The sequence below is a fragment of the Kocuria sp. MNB10 genome (genome assembly GCF_054073685.1).
Map to the genome: position 1 here is coordinate 840,945 of NZ_CM133411.1, position 19,161 is coordinate 860,105.

Annotated in this window: 17 protein-coding genes; 8 read left to right on the forward strand and 9 right to left on the reverse strand. The window is 70.6% G+C overall.

The annotated features are described in order from the left end of the window. Positions 1 to 16: 16 nt before the first annotated feature. Positions 17 to 3,040: an FAD-binding and (Fe-S)-binding domain-containing protein gene (locus ACW9PK_RS03695; protein WP_457016575.1), complete on the reverse strand. Its 3,024-nt coding sequence runs from the start codon at positions 3,038 to 3,040 to the stop codon at positions 17 to 19. After that, entirely contained in the window at positions 3,037 to 4,326 is a 1,290-nt protein-coding gene (locus ACW9PK_RS03700; protein ID WP_457016577.1) for an aspartate aminotransferase family protein, read from the reverse strand. Before ACW9PK_RS03700 ends, ACW9PK_RS03695 begins: the two co-directional genes overlap by 4 nt. 63 nt (positions 4,327 to 4,389) lie before the next feature. Here ACW9PK_RS03700 and ACW9PK_RS03705 point away from each other — a divergent pair, with 63 nt between their 5' ends. The 7 genes from ACW9PK_RS03705 to ACW9PK_RS03735 all read left to right on the forward strand — a co-directional run bounded on the left by ACW9PK_RS03705 (position 4,390) and on the right by ACW9PK_RS03735 (position 10,547). Continuing rightward, positions 4,390 to 5,499 (forward strand): D-2-hydroxyacid dehydrogenase, encoded by a 1,110-nt coding sequence (locus tag ACW9PK_RS03705; protein WP_457016579.1) that lies wholly within the window; start codon positions 4,390 to 4,392, stop codon positions 5,497 to 5,499. A gap of 281 nt (positions 5,500 to 5,780) precedes the next feature. Next, the gene (locus ACW9PK_RS03710; protein WP_457016581.1) at positions 5,781 to 6,074 is read left to right on the forward strand and encodes a peroxiredoxin; all 294 of its coding nucleotides are present in this window, start codon (positions 5,781 to 5,783) and stop codon (positions 6,072 to 6,074) included. A gap of 156 nt (positions 6,075 to 6,230) precedes the next feature. Continuing rightward, positions 6,231 to 6,455, forward strand: coding sequence for a hypothetical protein (locus tag ACW9PK_RS03715; protein WP_144998457.1), 225 nt, complete (start codon positions 6,231 to 6,233; stop codon positions 6,453 to 6,455). 71 nt (positions 6,456 to 6,526) lie between these two features. Then, positions 6,527 to 7,306, forward strand: a complete 780-nt coding sequence (locus ACW9PK_RS03720; RefSeq protein WP_457016584.1) for a hypothetical protein — start codon at positions 6,527 to 6,529, stop codon at positions 7,304 to 7,306. 559 nt (positions 7,307 to 7,865) lie between these two features. Beyond that, positions 7,866 to 8,801 carry a VOC family protein gene (locus tag ACW9PK_RS03725; RefSeq protein ID WP_457016586.1) on the forward strand — a complete coding sequence of 312 codons (936 nt, stop codon included), beginning with the start codon at positions 7,866 to 7,868 and terminating at the stop codon, positions 8,799 to 8,801. Between the two features lie 84 nt (positions 8,802 to 8,885). Next, positions 8,886 to 9,848: an aldo/keto reductase gene (locus ACW9PK_RS03730; RefSeq protein ID WP_457016588.1), complete on the forward strand. Its 963-nt coding sequence runs from the start codon at positions 8,886 to 8,888 to the stop codon at positions 9,846 to 9,848. A gap of 144 nt (positions 9,849 to 9,992) precedes the next feature. Further along, on the forward strand, positions 9,993 to 10,547 hold the full coding sequence (locus ACW9PK_RS03735; protein WP_457016590.1) for a type 1 glutamine amidotransferase domain-containing protein: 555 nt from the start codon (positions 9,993 to 9,995) through the stop codon (positions 10,545 to 10,547). Positions 10,548 to 10,787: 240 nt separating this feature from the next. Here ACW9PK_RS03735 and ACW9PK_RS03740 read toward each other — a convergent pair whose 3' ends face one another. From ACW9PK_RS03740 to ACW9PK_RS03765, 6 genes are all read right to left on the reverse strand, one after another. After that, complete coding sequence (locus ACW9PK_RS03740) at positions 10,788 to 11,879, reverse strand: pyridoxal-phosphate-dependent aminotransferase family protein (protein WP_270451654.1); 1,092 nt, start codon at positions 11,877 to 11,879, stop codon at positions 10,788 to 10,790. A 188-nt stretch (positions 11,880 to 12,067) separates the two neighbouring features. Continuing rightward, a complete protein-coding gene (locus ACW9PK_RS03745) occupies positions 12,068 to 13,297 on the reverse strand; it encodes an MFS transporter (protein WP_457016592.1) in 1,230 nt (409 codons plus the stop codon). A 269-nt stretch (positions 13,298 to 13,566) separates the two neighbouring features. Next, on the reverse strand, positions 13,567 to 14,031 hold the full coding sequence (locus tag ACW9PK_RS03750) for an SRPBCC domain-containing protein (RefSeq protein ID WP_085106507.1): 465 nt from the start codon (positions 14,029 to 14,031) through the stop codon (positions 13,567 to 13,569). Then, positions 14,024 to 14,968 (reverse strand): glycosyltransferase, encoded by a 945-nt coding sequence (locus ACW9PK_RS03755; protein WP_085106508.1) that lies wholly within the window; start codon positions 14,966 to 14,968, stop codon positions 14,024 to 14,026. Before ACW9PK_RS03755 ends, ACW9PK_RS03750 begins: the two co-directional genes overlap by 8 nt. Further along, a complete protein-coding gene (locus ACW9PK_RS03760) occupies positions 14,965 to 16,299 on the reverse strand; it encodes a PIG-L family deacetylase (RefSeq protein ID WP_457016595.1) in 1,335 nt (444 codons plus the stop codon). Before ACW9PK_RS03760 ends, ACW9PK_RS03755 begins: the two co-directional genes overlap by 4 nt. After that, entirely contained in the window at positions 16,296 to 17,390 is a 1,095-nt protein-coding gene (locus tag ACW9PK_RS03765; RefSeq protein WP_260850635.1) for an acyl-CoA dehydrogenase family protein, read from the reverse strand. Before ACW9PK_RS03765 ends, ACW9PK_RS03760 begins: the two co-directional genes overlap by 4 nt. Before the next feature lie 92 nt (positions 17,391 to 17,482). Between ACW9PK_RS03765 and ACW9PK_RS03770 the strand changes: the two genes are divergently transcribed. Further along, a complete protein-coding gene (locus ACW9PK_RS03770) occupies positions 17,483 to 17,851 on the forward strand; it encodes a GntR family transcriptional regulator (RefSeq protein ID WP_068468289.1) in 369 nt (122 codons plus the stop codon). A 44-nt stretch (positions 17,852 to 17,895) separates the two neighbouring features. On the opposite strand, the gene ACW9PK_RS03775 is transcribed toward ACW9PK_RS03770, so the two are convergent. Next, positions 17,896 to 19,119 (reverse strand): nitrate/nitrite transporter, encoded by a 1,224-nt coding sequence (locus ACW9PK_RS03775; protein WP_368835821.1) that lies wholly within the window; start codon positions 19,117 to 19,119, stop codon positions 17,896 to 17,898. Positions 19,120 to 19,161: the final 42 nt, after the last annotated feature.

Below are 19,161 nucleotides of genomic sequence, written 5' to 3' on the forward strand. Positions count from 1 at the left end.
GTGTCGGCGGGCCTGATCACGCGGTGCCCGATGGCTGGGGTCCGGTCGCTGCGGGTCCGGGGTCCAGGATCTGTGCGATGTGCAGGCCGCGAGCGCGGGGATCTACGTGGCCCACCTGCATCGCGCACGAGAACCCGTCCGTGAGAACGGCGGTGTCCGGTGCGGCCGCGCGCAGTGCCGGCGCCAGGGACGTCTCCGCCACGAGCATGCTGACGTCGTAGTGCTCGACCTCGAAACCGAAGTTGCCCGCGACGCCGCAGCACCCGTTCGCCTCGCTCACCTCGGCCACTCCCGCGACGGCCAGGGCCCTGCGCTGGGTCGCGGGGCCGAACACGGAGTACTCGTGACAGTGGGTCTGGACCACGGCGCGCCCCGGTACCGGCGCGGCCGGTGGGGCCATATGACGCTCACCCGCCCACGACGCGACGTAGGCGGCGAAACTCGTGACCCGCCGTGCCACCCGCCGCGCCTGTTCCGTGGGGACGAGTTCGGGCAGGTCCTTGCGCAGTGCCGCGGCACAGCTGGGTTCCACGACGACGATGGGGCGCTCGGACCCGTCGTCCAGCGCGGCCGCGGCACGGGTCAGCAGCTTCTTGGCGGTGCGCAGCTGTCCTGTGGAGATCCAGGTCAGCCCGCAGCACACGTCCGCCGAGCACTCCACCGCGTCCCCCGCCCCGGCGAGGACGCGCGCGGCGGCGCCGGCCACCTCGGGCCGGAAACCGCGGGTGAACGTGTCCACGAACAACACGACGTCCTGCCCACCGGGCGCGTCCGCGACGTGGGCCCCGGCGGGAGCCAGAACACCGGGGCGCTGGGAGGGGACACCGGTGCGCAAAGCGGGCCGAGCGGTGTCGTCGACCTCCCGGCGCCACTGCCCGGAACGGGCGAATCGCGGCAGGGCACGGTGCGGGGTGAGGCCGCCGAGCCGTGCGGCGAGTCCGCGCAGCGGCGTGGCCAGGATCGCATTGACGAGCGGCGCGATCCGCCCCGCGATCCCGAGCCACCGCGGCAGCCAGCCCAGGGAGTAGTGGGAGCGCGGTCGGAGCCGGCGCGCGTAGTAGTGGTCGAAGAACTCGGACTTGTAAGTGGCCATGTCCACCCCCGCGGGGCAGTCCGTCGCGCACGCCTTGTACGAGAGGCACAGGTCCAGGGCCTCGCGCGCGTCGTGGGACCGCCAACCCTCGGCCACGGTCGCGGCGCCGCGGACCATGTCCTGCAGCACCCGGGCGCGCCCGCGCGTGGAGTCCTTCTCGTCCCGCGTGGCCCGGAAACTGGGGCACATCACGCCACCGCTGTCCGCGCGGCACCGCCCCACACCGATGCACCCCTGGACGGCGTGCACCCAGGGGTCGGGCTGGGCGTCCCGCCCCGATTCGCGGGCGGTCTCCGCGGCGCCGACCGGTTGCAGGTCGAAGCTCGTGCGCCACTGCCGGTCCGGGACGCCCTCCAGTGCCAGGTGAGCGTCGATCGGTGCCGGATCCACGATCGAGCCCGGGTTCAACAGCCCCTCGGGATCCCATGCGCGCCGGAACGCGGCGAAGGCCTCGAGCACCTCGGGCGAATACATGAGGGGCAGCAGCGCGGAGCGGGCCCGGCCGTCCCCGTGTTCCCCGGACAGCGAGCCGCCGTGGCGCACCACCAGGCGGGCGGCGTCCCGGGTGAACTCGCGGTACACCTCGCGGCCGCGTTCGGTGCGCAGGTCGAACGTGATGCGGATGTGCATGCACCCGGCGCCGAAGTGCCCGTACATCACACCGTCCAGGTCGTACTCGCCCATCAGGGTGCGCAGCTCGGCGAGGTAGGCGGCCAGGTTCTCGGGGGCCACCGCGGAGTCCTCCCACCCCGGCCAGGACTCACCTCCCGTGGCCAGCCGCGACGAGAGCCCCGCGCCGTCCTCGCGGACCCGCCACAGGTTCGCACGTCCCTCGGGATCCGCGACGGCGATCCCCTCCACCAGGCGGCCGTTCCCACCGAGTCGTGTGAGCAACTCGTCCGCCTGCCCGGCCACGGCTTCGCGCGTGTCACCGTCCAGGTCCACGAACAACCACGCATTGCCATCCGGCAGTCCCGTCACGGAATCCGGTCCGCGCCGCCACCGCATGGTCTCCACGATGGCCTTGTCCGTACCCTCCACCGCTGCGGGTGAGAACTCGAGGATCGTGGTCACGTCACGAGCGGCGTCGACCACGGTGTCGTACCCCAGGCAGACCAGCAGCGCGCTCGCGGGCTTGGGGACGAGCCGCATGCGCGCGCCCACGATCAACGCGCACGTCCCCTCGGACCCCACCAGGGCGCGGGCCATGTCGAAGCCCTTCTCGGGGAGCAGGTTCTGCAGGTGGTACCCGGACACCTGGCGCGGGATCCGGCCGAGCTCGAGCCGGAACGCCGCGAGGTGCTCACGGGCCAGCGCACGCAGCTCGCCGCTCAGCTCGCTCGCCCGCAGCACCGAGGCGCGGTCGTCGGGGTCCGTGGCGCGCAGTCCGGTCGCGGTGGCAGTGAGCCGTGCGCCGTCCGCGGTCACGACGTCGATCTCGACCGTGTGATCGCTCGTGCGCCCGTACCGCACGGAGTGGTTGCCACACGCGTCGTTGCCGATGGCCCCGCCCACCGTGGCGCGGTTCTTGGACGAGGGGTCCGGCGCGAAGGTGAGCCGCTGACCGGTCGCGGCCTCGACCTCGCGGGTGAGGGTCGCAAGGACCACACCGGGTTCCACGGCGACCGTTCCCGCGCCCGGGTCGATCTCCAGGATGCGGTTCATGTGCCGCGAGAAGTCGACGACGACGCCGCTGCCCACCGCATTGCCCGCCATGGACGTCCCGCCGCCCCGACTGACCACGGGGGTGCGGGTGTCCGCGCACGCGCGCACCGTGGCCACGACGTCGTCCACGGTGCGCGGGAACACCACGGCCAGCGGACGCACGCGGTAATTCGAGGCGTCGTAGGCGTACTCGGAGGTGCGGCGCTCGGACGCGTCCACCTCCACACCCGAGCCGCGCAACCGGGAGACCACGGCGTGCTCGGTGACCGGCGCGGCCGTCATCGGCTCCCTCGGTCCCCGGTGGTCGCGCCGGACGGCGACGTGACGGCGGCCAGAGCGGCGCCGAACCGCTCGAGACCCTGCTCGATCTCGCGTCCGGTGACCACGAGCGCGGGGATCAACCGGACCACGTTGCCCGCGGGACCGCACGTGAGGGTGAGGAGGTCCTGGTCCACCGTGGCCTGCTGGACCGCCGCGGCGGTGGCGGCGTCCGGTGACCCGTCCTCGGCGGTGAACTCGATGCCCTGCATCAGCCCCAAGCCGCGCACGTCCCCGATGACCGGGTAGCGGGTCTTGATCTCCTCCAGCCCGGCTCGGAGCTGCTCACCGCGCACCCGGGAGTTCTCGACCAGGCCCTCCTCCTCCACGACCCGCAGGGTGGCCACACCCGCCGCGGCGGAGACCGCGTTACCGCCGTAGGTCCCGCCCTGGGAACCGGGCCACCCCTGGGACATGAGCTCGGTGGAGGCCGCGATCACGGAGATAGGGAAGCCGGAGGCGATGCCCTTGGCCATGATCTGGATGTCCGGGGAGGCGGTGGAGTGCTGGTGCCCCCAGTACTTGCCGGTGCGGCCCACGCCGGCCTGCACCTCGTCGAAGATCAGGAGGATGCCGTGGCGGTCCGCCCGTTCCCGCAGTCCCTCGAGGAACCGCGGGGGCGTGGGGATGTAGCCGCCGTCCCCCAGCGCGGGTTCGATGAGGAACGCCGCGGTGTCCTGGGGCGCGGTACGTGTCATCAGCAGGTAGTCGAGTTCCTGCAACGCGAAGTCCACGGCGGTGTCCATGTCCCAGCCGTAGCGGTAGGCGTAGGGGAACGCGGACATGTGCACGCCGGCCATGAGCGGCGAGAAACCGGCGGAGAACTTGGTCCCGGCGGTCGTCAGGGATGCCGCCGCCACCGTGCGGCCGTGGAACCCGCCCTGGAACACCACGATGTTGGGACGACCGGTGGCCATGCGTGCCAAGCGGATGCCGGCCTCCACGGCTTCCGACCCCGAATTGGCGAAGAAAAGAGAGTCCAACCCCGCGGGCAGCACCTCCCCCAGGCGCTCGGTGAACTCGAGCAGCGGCGGGTGCATCACGGTGGTGTACTGCGCGTGGATCACCTTGCCCACTTGTTCGCGTGCGGCCTCCACCACCCGGGGGTGGCAGTGACCGGTGCTGGTCACGCCGATGCCCGTGGTGAAGTCCAGGTACTCCCGCCCGTCGGTGCCGTGGATCCAACTCCCGGACGCGTGATCGACCACGACGGGAGTTGCCTGCTTGAGAAGAGGGCTCAGGGATGCCATGCGTCACATTCTCCGAGCCGGATCGAATGATTGTCAACAATCAGCGGATTGGCCTAGGGTGCGATGATGACGCAGCAACGGCCACTCGCCCAGCCCTCCCACGACATGCACGCATTCCCCGATGCACCCCGCGCCGAGGCCGGTCGTCCGACTCGCGATCACCGAGGGTCCGGTGACGACGACGCCGCAGCGCACAGGGCACGACGCCGCCCCCGCCTCGTGGTCCTCACCTCCCCCGACGCGCCTCCCCTACCCAATGCTGCACGCATCGAGGACATGGTGGAGGTGGTCTACACGCACGCGGACGATCTCGAGTCCGCGCTCCCCGGGTCCAGGGCGTTGCTGGTGTGGGACTTCTTCTCCACGGCACTGCTGGACGCGTGGCCCGGGGCGACCGACCTCGAATGGATCCACGTGGCCGCGGCCGGCGTGGACTCACTGCTGTTCGACGAGTTGCGTGCCTCGGACATCACCGTGACGAATGCACACGGCGCCTTCGACGTGCCCATCGCGGAATTCGTGCTCGCGTCCGTCCTGGCCCACGACAAACAGCTCCACCGCAGCAAGCGGTTGCAGAACGAGCGGACGTGGCAGCACCGACAGTTGCAACAAACGAGCGGTCAGCGTGCCCTCGTGGTCGGTACCGGCGGGATCGGCCGGGCGACCGCCAGACTCTTGCGAGCGGCCGGCCTGCGAGTCACGGGAGCCGGGCGCACAGCGCGCGAGCACGACGAGGACTTCGGCACGGTGGTCGAGAGCAGTCGACTCGCCGAGCACGTGGCGGACGTGGACCACCTCGTGCTCATCGCGCCGTTGACGGACCGGACCCGAGGACTCCTGAACGGCGAGGTCCTCGCGAACATGAAACCCACGGCGCACGTGATCAACGTGGGCCGCGGAGCCCTCGTGGATGAGGACGCCCTGGTGGAAGCACTGCACGAGGGGCGCATCACGGCGGCATCGTTGGACGTGTTCGACCAGGAACCCCTCCCCCGCGACCATCCGTTCTGGACGATGCCCACGGTGCACATCTCGGCTCACATGAGCGGGGACGTCATCGGCTGGCGGGACACCCTGGCGGAACAGTTCGAGGCTAATCTGGTCCGCTGGCTGCGCGGCGAGGAGTGGGAGAGCGTCGTCGACAAGCAGCTGGGGTACGTGCGGGGACGTTGAGGCGGGGGCCACCCAGACGTATCAATCCTTCGGGAACGCTGGCCACACGGTGATTGCCGCCCCTGCACCACGCCGAGCCCGCCCCCGAACCCGGACCCTCGGACCCCGGATCCCGCAGGACATCGCAGGCACACCACACCGTTGTCATGGCCCGAGAAATTTGCCGTCCACCCCTTGACGCGTGATGTGGATTACAGGAGATTTCATATCTCGCATCTTCGCGCGCTGAACCACGCCTAACCTCAGCGCCGCAGCCCGTCCCCGACCCACGAAGAGCCCAGATGTCACGCGAACTCTCCACCGGAGACCCCGCCCCCACGCTGCGACTGACCGCACACGACGGCAGCACCGTGGACCTTGCCGACGCCACCCGCAACGGCACCGTGGTGTACTTCTACCCCAAGGCCTTCACGCCGGGGTGCACCACCGAGGCATGCGACTTCCGGGACAACCTGGCCGCCTTGAAGGGCCAGGGCTACGACGTCTACGGCGTCTCCGGGGACGACCCCCAGGAGCTCCAGCGCTTCGTCACCGAGTACCACCTGCCCTACACGCTTCTCTCCGACGCCTCCTGAACCGGGACGCGTCCCTCATACTCCGCGCGGGCAGTGGCCTCCTGGTCGCACGGTGACAGCGGCAGCCACCTCCGGGTGGCTGCCGTCCTGTCGTCTCCCGTCGGGTCGGCGCGAGGGCACGCCGCTGGATCACCGCGGGCTCCTGTTCGTCCCGTCATGACGACGACGCCGCGGGCCTGGCGAGGACGGCCCCGCCCCGCTCACGTCACCACGGCGCCGCGTGATCAGGCCCTGCGAGACCATCAAGTCGAACGCGACGTCGCCGGGCACGTGGACCTCGCCTCCTGGGTAGACGCGCTGCTCGCCTTCCTGCTGGGCACCCAGATCGCGGCGGTCCTGGACCCCGCGAACGTCACCCCTGCGCACCTGGAGCGCAGCTGACGGCGCAGCTGGCGCTCGTGCGCGTTTCCGCCGGGGCCACCGGTGGCGGGCAGGTCACGTACCCTACTGGGATGCGCTCGCCCCGCCCGCTTCCCGCCCGCCCCGACGACCACGACGACGGGCCACCGCCCGAGAGCCGCTACCAGCACCTGGACGACCAGGCCGTGCGCGCGTCCGCGGCCGCCCTGCAGCGCCGGATCTACTCCCGCTTCCCCCAGCGCAGCCTGTGGGAGGTCTGCGGTGAGCTGATCGCCCTGGTGGACGAGGTCACCGAGGGCGGTGGCATCAGCCGGCGCCGGATCCGCACCGCCCGCGCCCTGTCCCGGCTGGGCGTCCTGGTGGTGCTGCTCGTCTTCGGCACGGCCATCACCCTGGCGGCGCTGAGCATCTGGGCGGACCCGGACGCCCTCGGCCCGGTGGACTGGCTACCCCTGCTGGAGACGGTGGTCAACGACCTCGTCTTCGCGGGCATCGCCATCTTCTTCCTGCACGCGGTGCCGCAACGCCTGGAGCGCGCCCACGTGCTGCGCGTGGTGCACCGACTGCGCTCGCTCGCCCACGTGATCGACATGCACCAGCTCGTGAAGGTCCCGGAGCGCCTGCCCGCCGCCAGGGTCTACACCGAGGACGCGCGGGAGGACGAACCGGCACTGACGCGCACACAGATGACCCAGTACCTGGACTACTGCACGGAGATGCTCTCGCTCGTGGGCAAGACCGCCGCACTGTTCGCAGAGGACACCACAGACGCAGACGTGCTGGACGCCGTGGAGGGCATCGAGGCCCTCACGTCGGACATGGCGCGGAAGGTATGGCAGAAGATCGCGATCATCCAGGAGCAGGGCGGCTGACCACCCACCGCGGGGGTGCCCGCCCCGCCGTGAAGACCCGTAGAGCCGGGAGCACCGCACAGGCCATGAGGCCCGCGACCGAGGAGCAGACCCCGAAGCCCGGGACGCACGCCAGCAGCACCATCAGACCGATGGCGGGTGCCTCCCTCTCCGATGCCCGCGGCCACGAGCACGGGACGCCCGAATCGACGCAGCGGGCCGCGGGTCAGTGCAAGGCCCAGGGGAAGGACGAGCACGAGGGCGATCACCGTGGCCAGCGCCGTGAGGCCCAGGTGCTGCCAGCAGGCGGCGAGGAACTGCTTGGGGCGCCGGTCCAGAAACTCTCCCACGGGTCTGCCCCCTCTCTGCTCGACACACCCAGACCCGTCGACCAGGGCTCGGCCGAGTGGTCAGGGTCGATTGGCCGCCCGAGGGGCGACGTGATGATTGGCCCATCACAAGGTGGCTTTTTGTTGACGTGCATCCATGTTTTTGTCCGGATGTACTTGCTACAGTAACTATTTCTTAGGTAATGTGTTGAGTATTCCGGCGGCCTCCTGGGCCGTCCCCCGACAAGGAAGTGGTTCCCGTGTCCCTGCTCACCCAGCGCCCCGATCCCCGCAGCCTGCGCCGCCGCCCGGCGGACGACCTGCTCTCCGACGGCACCACCATGGGCGCCGTGGAGCTGCTCGTGAAGGACCTGGACGGGATGATCGCCTACTACTCCACCGGCGTGACCCTGGACGTGCTGCAGCACTCTGGGAACACCGCCGTACTGGGCCACGACGGCCGCATGGTCCTGCGCCTGCGCCGCGTCACGGACCTGCCGTCCTGGCGCCCGAACCAGGCGGGCCTGTTCCACACCGCCGTGCTCTTCGACGACGACGCCGCCCTGGCCCGCGCGCTCGCCTCGATGGCCCGTTTCGCACCGGGCACTTTCACGGGCTCCGCGGACCACCTCTACAGCCAGGCGTTCTACTTCACGGATCCCGAGGGCAACGGCGTGGAGCTCTACGCGGACCGCCCCCGTGAGACGTGGCAGCGCGAGGCGAACGGCCTGCTCAGCCTGGCCTCCAACTATCTGGACCCGAACGAGTTCTTGCGCACGAATCTGCCCCTCGAGGCACCACAGCCGACCACGGCACCGGCCTCCACGCTGGGTCACGTCCACCTGCAGGTAGGCGACATTTCCACCGGGCGCGAGTTCTACGTGGACACGCTCGGCTTCGAGGTGATGAGCGACGCCGGGTCCGCCCTGTTCATCTCCGCCGGCGGCTACCACCACCACATCGCTCTGAACACGTGGAACAGCGCGGGCGCCGGTCCGCGCGCCGCGTCCCTGGGCCTGGGCCAGGTCAACATCGACCTCCCCACCGGCGAGGACATCGCCGCGCTGGAGGAGCGCCTCACGGACCACCGCGTGGCCACCCGCCACGACGGCGCCGTGCTGCGCTTCGAGGACCCCTGGGGCACTCTCATCCAGGTCGCGCAGGCCCCCGAGCCGGGCGTCGTCTGACACTACCCGCCCCGTAATGTCGGCTTGCTACAGTCGCCAGGGAAAAGGCCCCGACCGGCCACCACACCACCGCAGGAGGTTCCCATGAGCCAGCACGCACCCACCACCGCACGGATCGCCGGGATCGAGCAGGAGATCTTCCGGCTGAACCTGGGCGGGAACACGTTCGGGTGGACGAGCGACGAGCAGCAGTCCTTCGACGTCCTGGACACCTTCGTGGCCGCGGGCGGAAATTTCGTGGACACCGCCGACATGTACTCTGTGTGGGCCGAGGGCCACGAGGGCGGGGAATCCGAGACGGTTCTGGGGCGCTGGTTCGCGGCGCGCGGCAACCGTGACTCCGTGGTGCTCGCGACCAAGACCGGTGCGCACCCGCAGTTCCGCGGCCTGGCCCACGACACCGTGGTGGCTTCTCTCGAGGCGTCCCTCGACCGGTTGCAGACCGGCTACGTGGACCTCTACTACGCGCACTACGACGATGCGGACACGCCCATCGAGCAGCAAGTGGAAACCTTTCACGAGCTCGTGGATTCCGGGCGCGTGCACGCGGTAGGGCTGTCCAACTACTCGCCGCAGCGCATGCGCGAGTTCTTCACGGTGGCCCGCGAGCGCGGCTTGGCGGTGCCCGCGGCCATCCAGCCGCAGTACAACCTGGTGCACCGCCGCGATTTCGAGCGGGACTACGCCGCGATCGCCCGGGAGTACGACGCTGCCGTGTTCCCCTACTTCGCCCTGGCCTCCGGCTTCCTCACGGGCAAGTACCGCACCACCGATGACCTCGAAGGAGCGGCCCGCGAGCAGATGGCCCGGGAGTACGTCTCCCCCGAGGGTTTCGCGGTTGTAGAGGAACTGGTCTCCGTGGCGGACAGGCACCGCGCCGAGCCGGCCACCGTGGCCCTCGCATGGCTGCTCGCCAAGGGCGTCACCGCACCCATTGCTTCCGCATCCTCCGCCGCGCAGCTGTCCTCGCTGGTGGCGGCGCCCGCACTGCACCTGGGCGCGGACGACGTCGCCGCACTGGACCGGGTGTCGCAGCCCTTCGCGTGAGGGGACGCTGGGTGCACGCAGCAGACGCCGCGCGGCGGCGTCATGATCGTGTCGCTGATAGCGGAACCGGCGGGGACACCCTTGCCAGGGAAAGTGCCGCGGTGCCACAGTGGAACCACCAACCAAGAGAAAGGATTCTCGACAATGGCTGAACTATCCGGCAAGAAGATTCTCGTTCTGGTGACCAACCAGGGCGTGGAGCAGGACGAGTTGAAGGTGCCCCTGGAGAAGTTGCGGGCCGACGGGGCGGAGGTCACGGTGGCCGCCCCCGAGACCGGCGAGGTGAAGTCCCTCGTGGGCGACTGGGACCGGGGGGAGACCTTCCCCGTGGACCAGACCATCTCCAGCGTCAACGAGTCCGAGTACGACCTGCTGCTGCTGCCCGGCGGCACGCTCAATGCGGACGCCCTGCGCCTGAACGAGGACGCGCAGGAGATCGCGAAGTCCTTCGCGTCCTCCGGCCGCCCAGTGGCCGCCTTGTGCCACGGCCCGTGGCTGCTCGTGGAGACCGGCCTGGTGGACGGCAAGACCCTCACGTCCTACGCGTCGCTGAAGACCGACATCACCAATGCCGGCGGCAACTGGGTGGACCAGGAGGTCAAGGTGTGCCCCGCCAACGAGTGGACCCTGATCACCTCCCGCGACCCCGGTGACCTTGAGGCCTTCGTGGGTGCGATCAAGGAGCAGTTGAGCATCTGATCCCCTCTTTGCACAGATGCACAGTGGGCCCCGCCGGATCCGGCGGGGCCCACTGTGTCGTTGGGGGCCGTGTGCGGTGGACCGCTGTCCGTGGGGGTGGTGTCGGACCGGCGAGGGTGCCTGCGGATGAGAGTGTCGGCGGGTGCGCACACCATTTATGCTGCGCCGCGCACACCAGAGCCCCGATTTCGCCTCTTATCGCAGCACAGATGCCCCCTTGTCCAGGGCGGGTAGCGCCCGTTACCGGCCCAGCACCTCCCGCAGCGCACCCAGGATCAGTGTGACCGACTCCGGGGCAGCATTCGGACCCATGAGCCCGATGCGCCACACCGTGTTCGCGTACTCCTTCACACCGGCGCCGATCTCGATGTCGTACTTCTCGAGCAGTTCCCTGCGCACCGCGGCCGAGTCCACGCCCTCTGGCACCTTGACCGTGGTCAGTTCCGGCAAGCGGTGTCCCTGCGCCGCGAACAGTTCCAGGCCCATGGCCTCCAAACCGTCCTGCAGCGCGCGGCCGGCGGCCTCGTGACGCTCGCGAACGGCGTCGAGCCCCTCGTCGAGGACACGGCGCAGACCCGCCTCGAGGGATGCGACCATCGCCACGGGCGCGGTGTGGTGGTAGGTGCGGCTGGAACCGGAGGCCTCCCCCACGTAACCGCCCAGCATGCCGAGGTCCAGGTACCACGAGCGCGGCTTCTCGACCCGGCGCTGCCACGCGCGCTCGGACACCGTGAACGGCGCGAGCCCCGGAGCCACACCCAGGCATTTCTGGGTCCCGGCGTAGCCGATGTCGATGCCCCACTCGTCTGCCTTGAGCTCGATGCCGCCGATCGAGGTCACGGCGTCCACGAGCAGCAGTGCGTCACCCTTGATCCGGCCCAGGGCGGCGATGTCCGAGCGCACGCCCGTGGAAGTCTCCGCGTGCACCGCCGCGATGATCTTGGGCGAGGGGTGGGCCGCGGCGACCTTCTCCGCGTCCACGGCTTCGCCGAAGGGGAAGTCCACGCGGATCACGTCCGCGCCGCACCGGCAGGCGACGTCGCACATGCGCTCCCCGAACAGACCGTTGACCGCGATCACCACGGGGTCTCCGGGGTTCACGAAGTTCACGAACGCCGCTTCCATCCCGGCCGAACCGGTCGCGGAGAGCGGAAGCGTACGGCGGTTCTCGGTGCCCCACACCGCGCGCAGACCGTCGCATGCACTGTCCATGATCTCCAGGAACTGCGGATCGAGGTGGCCCAGCAGCGGCCGGGCCAGCGCCTCGGTGGCTTCCGGATACGGGTTGGTGGGGCCGGGTCCGAAGAGGTGACGGATGAGGATCTGGCTCATGACTGGGTCTCCTTGCTGGCACCGCCGCGGCGGACCGGGGTTCGCCCGCGGAACGTGCGGGCCCATCGGACGTGTTCCGGGTTACGTCCAGCGCAGGCCCAGGGCCCCGGGCCGCGCGATTCACCACCCGGTGGGTATCACACGACGACGCCGCTCGGGTTCCGTCGTACGTTACCCGGCGGCACACCTCAGTTCCCGCTGGGTACCACCGGGCGGCGTGGCAGGAAGATGGCGGCCAGGACGATCGCGATCACGATCAACGCACCGATGCACAGGGCCGCCCCGCCCCAGCCCGCGCCCGTGAACGCGATGCCGGCGGCGTACCCCAGCGCGGAGGAGCCGCCGTAGTAGAAGAGCGTGTAGAGGGAGGACGCCTGGGCCCGCCCCTCGGTGGCCATGGCGGGAACCCATCCGTTGGCCACGGAGTGCGCCGCGAAGAATCCGGCGGTGAACACCAGCAGCCCCGCGACGATCACCGGCAGCCACGGGACGACCGTGAGCAGCAGACCGCCCAGCATGATCAGGGCCGCGGCGATCAACACGGGGCGGCGGCCGAAGCGATCGGCGAGGCTTCCCGCCCGCGCGGAGGACCACGTCCCGGAGAGATAGGCCAGGAACAGCAGGGACACCACGCTCTGGGGCACGTTGAACGGTTCATCCCCCAGGTGGAAACCGATGTAGTTGTACACCGCCACGAAACCACCCATGAGCAGGAACCCCTGCAGGTAGAGGGTTACCAGGCGCACGTCCTTGAGGTTGACCCACAGGTGCGCGATCATCCCCTGCTCCCCCGTGAGCCGCACGGGCTGGGGCGTGAAACCGCGCTGACGCGGGATCAACAGGATGAAAGTCACGGCTGCGGCGGCGGCGATCAGCGCGACGACGCTCGTCCCCACGCGCCAACCGAAGAAGTCCGCGAGCGGGGCGGCCACGATGCGCCCGGAGAGCCCTCCCAGACTCGTCCCGGAGATGTAGGTCCCGGCTGCCACGGCCCCGTAGCGCGGATTGACCTCTTCCGCGAGGTACGCCATGGCCACCGCGGGAATCCCGCCCAGAGCCACGCCCTCCAGGAACCGAAGGCCCACGAGGGATTCGAACGTGGGCATGACGTTGATGAGCACGCCCAGGACGGCGGCGCAGCTGATCGCGGCGACCATGGCGCAGCGTCGTCCCCAGCGGTCCGAGACGAGCGACCACGGGATCACCCCCACGGCGAGACCCAGCGTGGCGGTGGAGACGGCGAGCGCGGCCTGGGCGGCGTCGATGTCGAGGTCCTGGGCCATGATGGGCAGCACGCCCTGCACGGAGTAGAGCTGGGCGAACGTGGCCACGCCGGCGCACAACAGGGCCACGAGGATCCGCTTGTATCCCGGACTGCCCTTGTCGTACCCCTCCCACACCCTGCGTGACGATCCCATACCCGGGTGCACCTCCTGCTACGACTGTCCTGCCCGGGCAGCTGCGTCTTCCCGGGCCCGGCCGTACCATGCGTGCACGACCTCGGCCAGGGTACGCCCGGTGCGCGCCCGGGCCCGGGCCGCTCCCGCGCCAGGTTTCCGTGCGGCGTCGTGCGGGAGTCACGCGGAAGCGGCGGCACCGCAGCCGGACACGACGACGCCCGCGTCCTCCCTCGGGAGGACGCGGGCGAACGGTCATTCTGGCGCGGGGCACACCGCTCCGCGGGGTGTCAGGAGCCGGCGACGGTGGAGGCGAGCCGTTCGAGGGACTCCTCCAGAACCTTCTCGCCGAAGAGCGGGAAGCTGATCTTCTTCGTCACCTTGGGGTTGGCGTGCTCCCACGAGTAGGTGAGGGTCACGGTGGTGGAGTCCGAGCCCTCGGGCTGCAGCTCGTACACCCATTCCCAGCCGTTGTCCTCCACGGAGGTGCCCTCGGGGCAGGGCTTCCACGCGATGAGCTTGTTGGGGTCCAGACCGGTGACGTGGTTCTCCGTCTTGTAGTCCCCGCCCATCATCTCGGCGTTCATGTTCATCACGAAGACGTCGCCGACGTTCTGGATGCGCTGGTCCGTGCCAGAGATGACGGTCCCGGAGGCGTCCAGGCTGGGGTGTTTGGCGGGCAGTGTCAAGATCTCGAAGATCTCCTCCGCCGGGGCGTCGATGAGACGGCTGACGGTGATGGACTTCTCACTCATGGCATACCTCCTGATTGACGATGCTGATGGTTTCTACGTTAGCCACGGGAGAGGGAGGCCCTTCAAGCGTTTTTGCGATGGGCGAAGCGGGCGCGCGCCACTCCGATTCCTCCCGCGGCAGTGAGAGCGTCCGCAGGTGATGCGCGAACCCGAGCTCCGCACGTCCTTCGAGCCGCCCCGACGTCACCGCACGGATCCGGTCCGTGGCCTCGACCCGTGCGCCCACTCGGTGCAGTGCAGCCAGGAGGGCTTCATCCTCGCTGCACGCCAGGGGCGGGAAACCGCCCGTGTGCTCGTAGAACGAGGCGCGCACACCCATGTTCGCCGCGTGGATGTGGGGGTGGCTCTCTACGAGCGTGTGTTCGCGCTGCCACAGCTCGTACACGTGCGGCGGGCACTCCGCCGGGTCCGGTTCCACGGTCCCGAGAATCGCATCCACACCGTCGCCCGCGCGCTGCACCTGGTAGCGCAGCCAGTTCTCGGGCACCATCGTGTCCGCGTCCGTGGAGGCGATCCACTCCGGGTCCGACGCCGCGAGCGCCTGCCGGGCTGCCGCGGCGCGCGCTCCCCCGGCGCTGTGCCATTGCCCCGAAACGATCTCCAGTCGGGCTCGGCCACCGTCCCGGTTCGACACCGCCCACGCCTGGCGCGCGCGCTCCACCGTCCGGTCCGTGCAGCCGTCCGCGGCGAGCACGACCGTGACCTCGACGTCGCCCGTCCCCACACCGCGCGGCGCCCCCCGCAAGGCCCGCATGGCATCGATTCGGGACGTGCCGGGAGCGGGCCCGGCGACGTCGTCGGCGGACGCCCACTCGGACCGTGCGAACGACGGATCATGACCCAGCCCCGCGATCGCACCGGCGACCGACTCGAGGCACCGGCCCACGCGGTCCTCTTCGTTGCACGCCGGGATGATCACGGCGATCCGGCGGATCATGTGTCCCCCGCGGGAACGGGCGCGAAGACCTCGATCACGAAATCGGTTTCGCGGTGGCTCAGCACCCCGCGCAGCCCGGGAGTGCGCCGAGCCTCGCGGTGGACGTCCGCGCCGTCGAGCGGCCAATCCGCGATCGGGTGCCGCCAGTGGCACAGCACGAGGTGCCCGCCGTCCGCGAGCGCCGCCACGCAGCGCCGCAACAGCTCGCGCCATTGCTCGGGCGAGCAGAAGTACCCCATTTCGCTCACCACGATCAGCTCTCGCGGGGACCAGTCCTCGTCCCAGTCGCGCGGCAGCACGGCGCTGACGAGTTCCACGTTCGGCACGCCCTTCCGTTCGAGCCGGGTGCGGGCGGCGCTCAGGGCGACGTCGCTTGCGTCCACCGCGGTCACGGAACGCGCGCGCCGGGCCAGTTCCACCGTGAGGGCGCCCGTGGAGCACCCCAGATCCAGGACGCTGCCGTAATGCTCCCGCGGCAGGCACGCGAGTAGCACGTCCCGTTTGCGCCGCTCGTACCACGAGGTGTCCACGGCCCAGGGGTCCGCGCTCGCGGTGTGCACACGGTCGAACACGGTCCGCTGATCGGGCGTGCCGAGCACGAAAAACTCGACCGAACGATCGAAGTGTTCGAGCACGTGGGGGCCTAGGAGCACTTCGTCCCCCCGCCGGTCGGACAGCGGCTGCACCTGGGTCACGTGGTGGGCCAGGGCGGAGCGCTTGGCGGCGCGAGCGGCGTCGTCCAGTGGGACCCGCACGAGCCCGCGCGGCAGGCGCGTGGGGGAACCCCAGTGCCAGAACCACACGGGGTACTGCAGGCAGCGCACCCCCCACGCCCCGGCGGCCGCGACGACCGTGCGGGCCAGGACCTCGTGGTCGGTGTGCCCGTCCTCCTCCCACGTGACGATCACCAACGGCTGCTCCCCCTGCTCGAGCCATTCGAGATGACGGGCCACCGGCTCGGACAGTTCATCCTCGGTCAGGCCGCCGTCGGTCAGGGCGAGGTACTCCGGCGGGGTGTCCGTGCTGGTCAGGGTGTGCACCGCGGCGGCGAGCTCTTCGTGGCGCAATGCGGCCAATCGTTCGGGCGTGTGGGTCGGTGAATCCGGGTGGGAGTTCTCCCCCAGGGTCGCCACGACCACCCGCACATCCGCTCCCGCGTCCGCGAGCCGGTGCACGGTGCCGCCGGCCCCCAAGGTCTCGTCGTCCGGGTGGGCCGCGAACACGACGACCCGGTCCACGCCGGTCAGGTCCACCTCGGGGGCGCGGTGCAGAGCGCCGCAGCGGGCCCAGTCGGCCTCGGGCGTGCCCGGATCATGGTGGTCGAAGCTCACCACGGGGTCTCCTCCGACCCATCCTGGACCAGCTCCAGCAGGGTGCGTCCGAGGGCGGCGGTGTCCCGCTCGGCGTGGTCCTGGCGGATGTAGACCTGCAGGGACTCGACCCGCCGCACGTGTGCGGGGTCCCCCGTGAGCGGACCGGGCCCGGTGGCGCGGGAGACCACGCGGATCACGGTGTCGGCGGCGTCGGCCACCGTGCGGCGCACGCGCAACGCCCATGCGGCGCCGTGCTCACCCGTGGCCTCGCCGCGGTCCACCGCCGCGGCCGCACGGTCCAGGACGGCCTGAGCCGCGCCGAGCGTGAGGTCGAGCTGCCCGAGGGCGGTGCGAGCGACGTCGTCGACGGGGCGTGCGGGGCGCACGAGTTTGCACCACAGCAGATCCGCGACGGACTGTGCGCCGCCGAGCCACACGGCCGCCACGCCCATCCCGCCCCACGCGAAGCCCGGGCGGGTCAGGTACCACTCGTCCGCGCCGAGCGGTTGCGCCGGAACGCCCCCGAAACGGACGGGTACCGTGACGACCTCGGCGAGACCGCGGGACGTCCACCCCGCGGCGGCTTCGGGCCGGAATCTCGGGTGGTCCGTGGCCACGACGAACGCCCGACGGTGTCCCGTGGGTTCCCCGACCTCGTCGGTGACGTGCGCGGTCACGACGGCGCGTGAGACGGAACCCGCGAGCGAGCACCAGGGCTTGGTCCCGGTCAGGGTCCAGTGCGGACCGTCGGCGGCGTCATCATCGGCCGAGTGCGCAGCGGACGACGGCGTGGCCAGCAACGGCTCGCCCGACCCCTCCGCGGCCCACACGCCCCACGTGTCGCGGTCGGTGATCAGGTCGGTGCGGCCCGCCTGGCGCAGGATGGCCAAGGCATCCAGGTGGGGTTCGATGATCCTCGCGTAGGCGAGGTCCATCCGACCCAGTGCGCTCAGCTCGCGCCACAGTTCACGCGTGGCGCCCTCACCCGGGGCGGGCAGGTCGCGTCCGAGTACGCGCGCCCGGCCCAGGGCGTGATCGACGAAGCGTTGCACGGCCCGGGGATCGGCCGGAGCCGCGGCGGGGACGGGAAGTTCTGGGTGCTCGGACACCCCATCAGCCTACGTGTCGGGGCGGACACCCACCCCACCTTTTCAGCGGTAGGCCACCTACCATGAGGGGAGTCGATCGAAGGGGACAAGGCATGTTCACGGTGGATCCCGCCGCTTCCACACCGGTGTACGAACAGCTCGTGGAATGCGTCCTGCGGGACGTCTCCTCCGGGGAACTCATGGTGGGTGACCGCATCCCACCGGTGCGCGCGCTCGCGTCCGAGCTGGGGCTGTCCGCGGGCACCGTGGCCAAGGCCTACCGGGAGATGGAGACCCACGGCGTGATCGAGACACGCGGGCGCAAGGGCACGTTCATCGCGCAGGGCCGGGACGACCGCGACGCCGCCGCGGCACGCGCCGCCGCCCGGTACCTCGACGAGGTGGCCGGGCAGCTGCACTACTCCCCCGAGGAGTGCATGGCGCTCGTGCAGCACGCGCTGCGCGCCCGTTCGGAGGGGTGACAGCGGCGTCGTCGTCCATGCCTCGGACAACGACGCCGCCAACCTCACTTCTCGGCCTTGCGCCCCCCGTGCCGGACCACCAGTGCCAGCAGGAACGCGGCAAGGCAGAACACAGCGAGCAGGGTGAGCCCCACGAAGTAGGAGTTGCTCTCGGGGTCGTAGGTGGCACCCATGACCAAGGGCGGGAAGTAGCCGCCCAGACCACCGGCCGCGGCGATCACGCCGCCCACGGTGCCCACGTTCGCCGCCGGCGTCGCCCGGCCCACCCACGCGAACACGCCGCCGGTGCCGAGGCCCAGGAACAGTGCCATGAGCAGGAACAGCGGACCGTACACGTGCTCGCCGCTGGGCTGGAACGCCACGAGCACCGCGCACACGATGGTCCCGGCCAGGGACAGCAGCGTGATGACCTTGGGCCCGAGCTTGTCCGCGAGGGTGCCGCCCACGGGGCGGGCGATCACGGCCGCGACCGCGAAGCCCGCGGTGCGGGTGCCGGCGGCGGTGGGGTCGTACGAGTAGACGTTGGCGAGGTACGTGGGCAGGTAGTTGGAGAACGCCACGAACGCGCCGAAGACCACGGCGTAGAGGAAGCACAGCTGCCACGTGACCTTGAGCTTGAACGCCGCCTTCAGCTTCGGCACCACCGGCTCCACGGGGACGCCCGCGCGCGCCGGGGAGTCACGCAGCATGAGCCAGCACAGCACCGCGCTGACGGCCACGATCGCGGCGATGATCACGTGCGTCGTGAAGTACCCGGTGGCCGCCACGAGCCGCGGGGTGAAGAACGCGGAGACCGCGGTGCCCACCATGCCGGCACCGAACACGCCCGTGGCGAAGCCCTTGCGGTGGGACTCGTACCACGCGGAGCAGAACGGGATGCCGATCGCGAAGACCGTGCCCGCGATGCCCAGGAAGAACGCGACCACCACCAGCAGCGGGAAGTTGTGCATTCCCCCCACCACGCCGGTGAGCAGCACGAGCGGCGCGGTGACCCCCAGGATCACCGTGAACATCAGCCGCCCGCCGAACTTGTCCGTGAGCGCCCCCACGGGCACGCGGGCGATCGAGCCCACGAAGATGGGCATGGCCACCAGGATGGCCGTCTGCCCCGGGCTCAGGTGCATCTCCGTGGCGTAGCGCTTGGACAGCGGCCCGATCACGGTCCACGCCCAGAACCCCACGGTGGAGGCCAGGGTGGCCAACACGAGGTTCCTGAGCTGGCCCTGCTTCAGGTTCGGTGTCGCCGCGGCGACGGGGGCGGTGGACATGGTTCTCCTCGCTGGGTGCGGTGGGACAGGGCGGGTGTGGTG

Bases quoted from the DNA above. Each gene is read 5' to 3' on its own strand.
- ACW9PK_RS03710 (WP_457016581.1), top strand. From the start codon at position 5,781: ATGTCACGCGAACTCTCCACCGGAGACCCCGCCCCCACGCTGCGACTG.
- ACW9PK_RS03770 (WP_068468289.1), top strand. From the start codon at position 17,483: ATGTTCACGGTGGATCCCGCCGCTTCCACACCGGTGTACGAACAGCTC.
- ACW9PK_RS03700 (WP_457016577.1), bottom strand. From the start codon at position 4,326: ATGGCATCCCTGAGCCCTCTTCTCAAGCAGGCAACTCCCGTCGTGGTC.
- ACW9PK_RS03755 (WP_085106508.1), bottom strand. From the start codon at position 14,968: ATGATCCGCCGGATCGCCGTGATCATCCCGGCGTGCAACGAAGAGGAC.
- ACW9PK_RS03705 (WP_457016579.1), top strand. From the start codon at position 4,390: ATGATGACGCAGCAACGGCCACTCGCCCAGCCCTCCCACGACATGCAC.
- ACW9PK_RS03750 (WP_085106507.1), bottom strand. From the start codon at position 14,031: ATGAGTGAGAAGTCCATCACCGTCAGCCGTCTCATCGACGCCCCGGCG.
- ACW9PK_RS03775 (WP_368835821.1), bottom strand. From the start codon at position 19,119: ATGTCCACCGCCCCCGTCGCCGCGGCGACACCGAACCTGAAGCAGGGC.
- ACW9PK_RS03740 (WP_270451654.1), bottom strand. From the start codon at position 11,879: ATGAGCCAGATCCTCATCCGTCACCTCTTCGGACCCGGCCCCACCAAC.
- ACW9PK_RS03735 (WP_457016590.1), top strand. From the start codon at position 9,993: ATGGCTGAACTATCCGGCAAGAAGATTCTCGTTCTGGTGACCAACCAG.
- ACW9PK_RS03730 (WP_457016588.1), top strand. From the start codon at position 8,886: ATGAGCCAGCACGCACCCACCACCGCACGGATCGCCGGGATCGAGCAG.
- ACW9PK_RS03715 (WP_144998457.1), top strand. From the start codon at position 6,231: ATGACGACGACGCCGCGGGCCTGGCGAGGACGGCCCCGCCCCGCTCAC.
- ACW9PK_RS03745 (WP_457016592.1), bottom strand. From the start codon at position 13,297: ATGGGATCGTCACGCAGGGTGTGGGAGGGGTACGACAAGGGCAGTCCG.
- ACW9PK_RS03695 (WP_457016575.1), bottom strand. From the start codon at position 3,040: ATGACGGCCGCGCCGGTCACCGAGCACGCCGTGGTCTCCCGGTTGCGC.
- ACW9PK_RS03720 (WP_457016584.1), top strand. From the start codon at position 6,527: ATGCGCTCGCCCCGCCCGCTTCCCGCCCGCCCCGACGACCACGACGAC.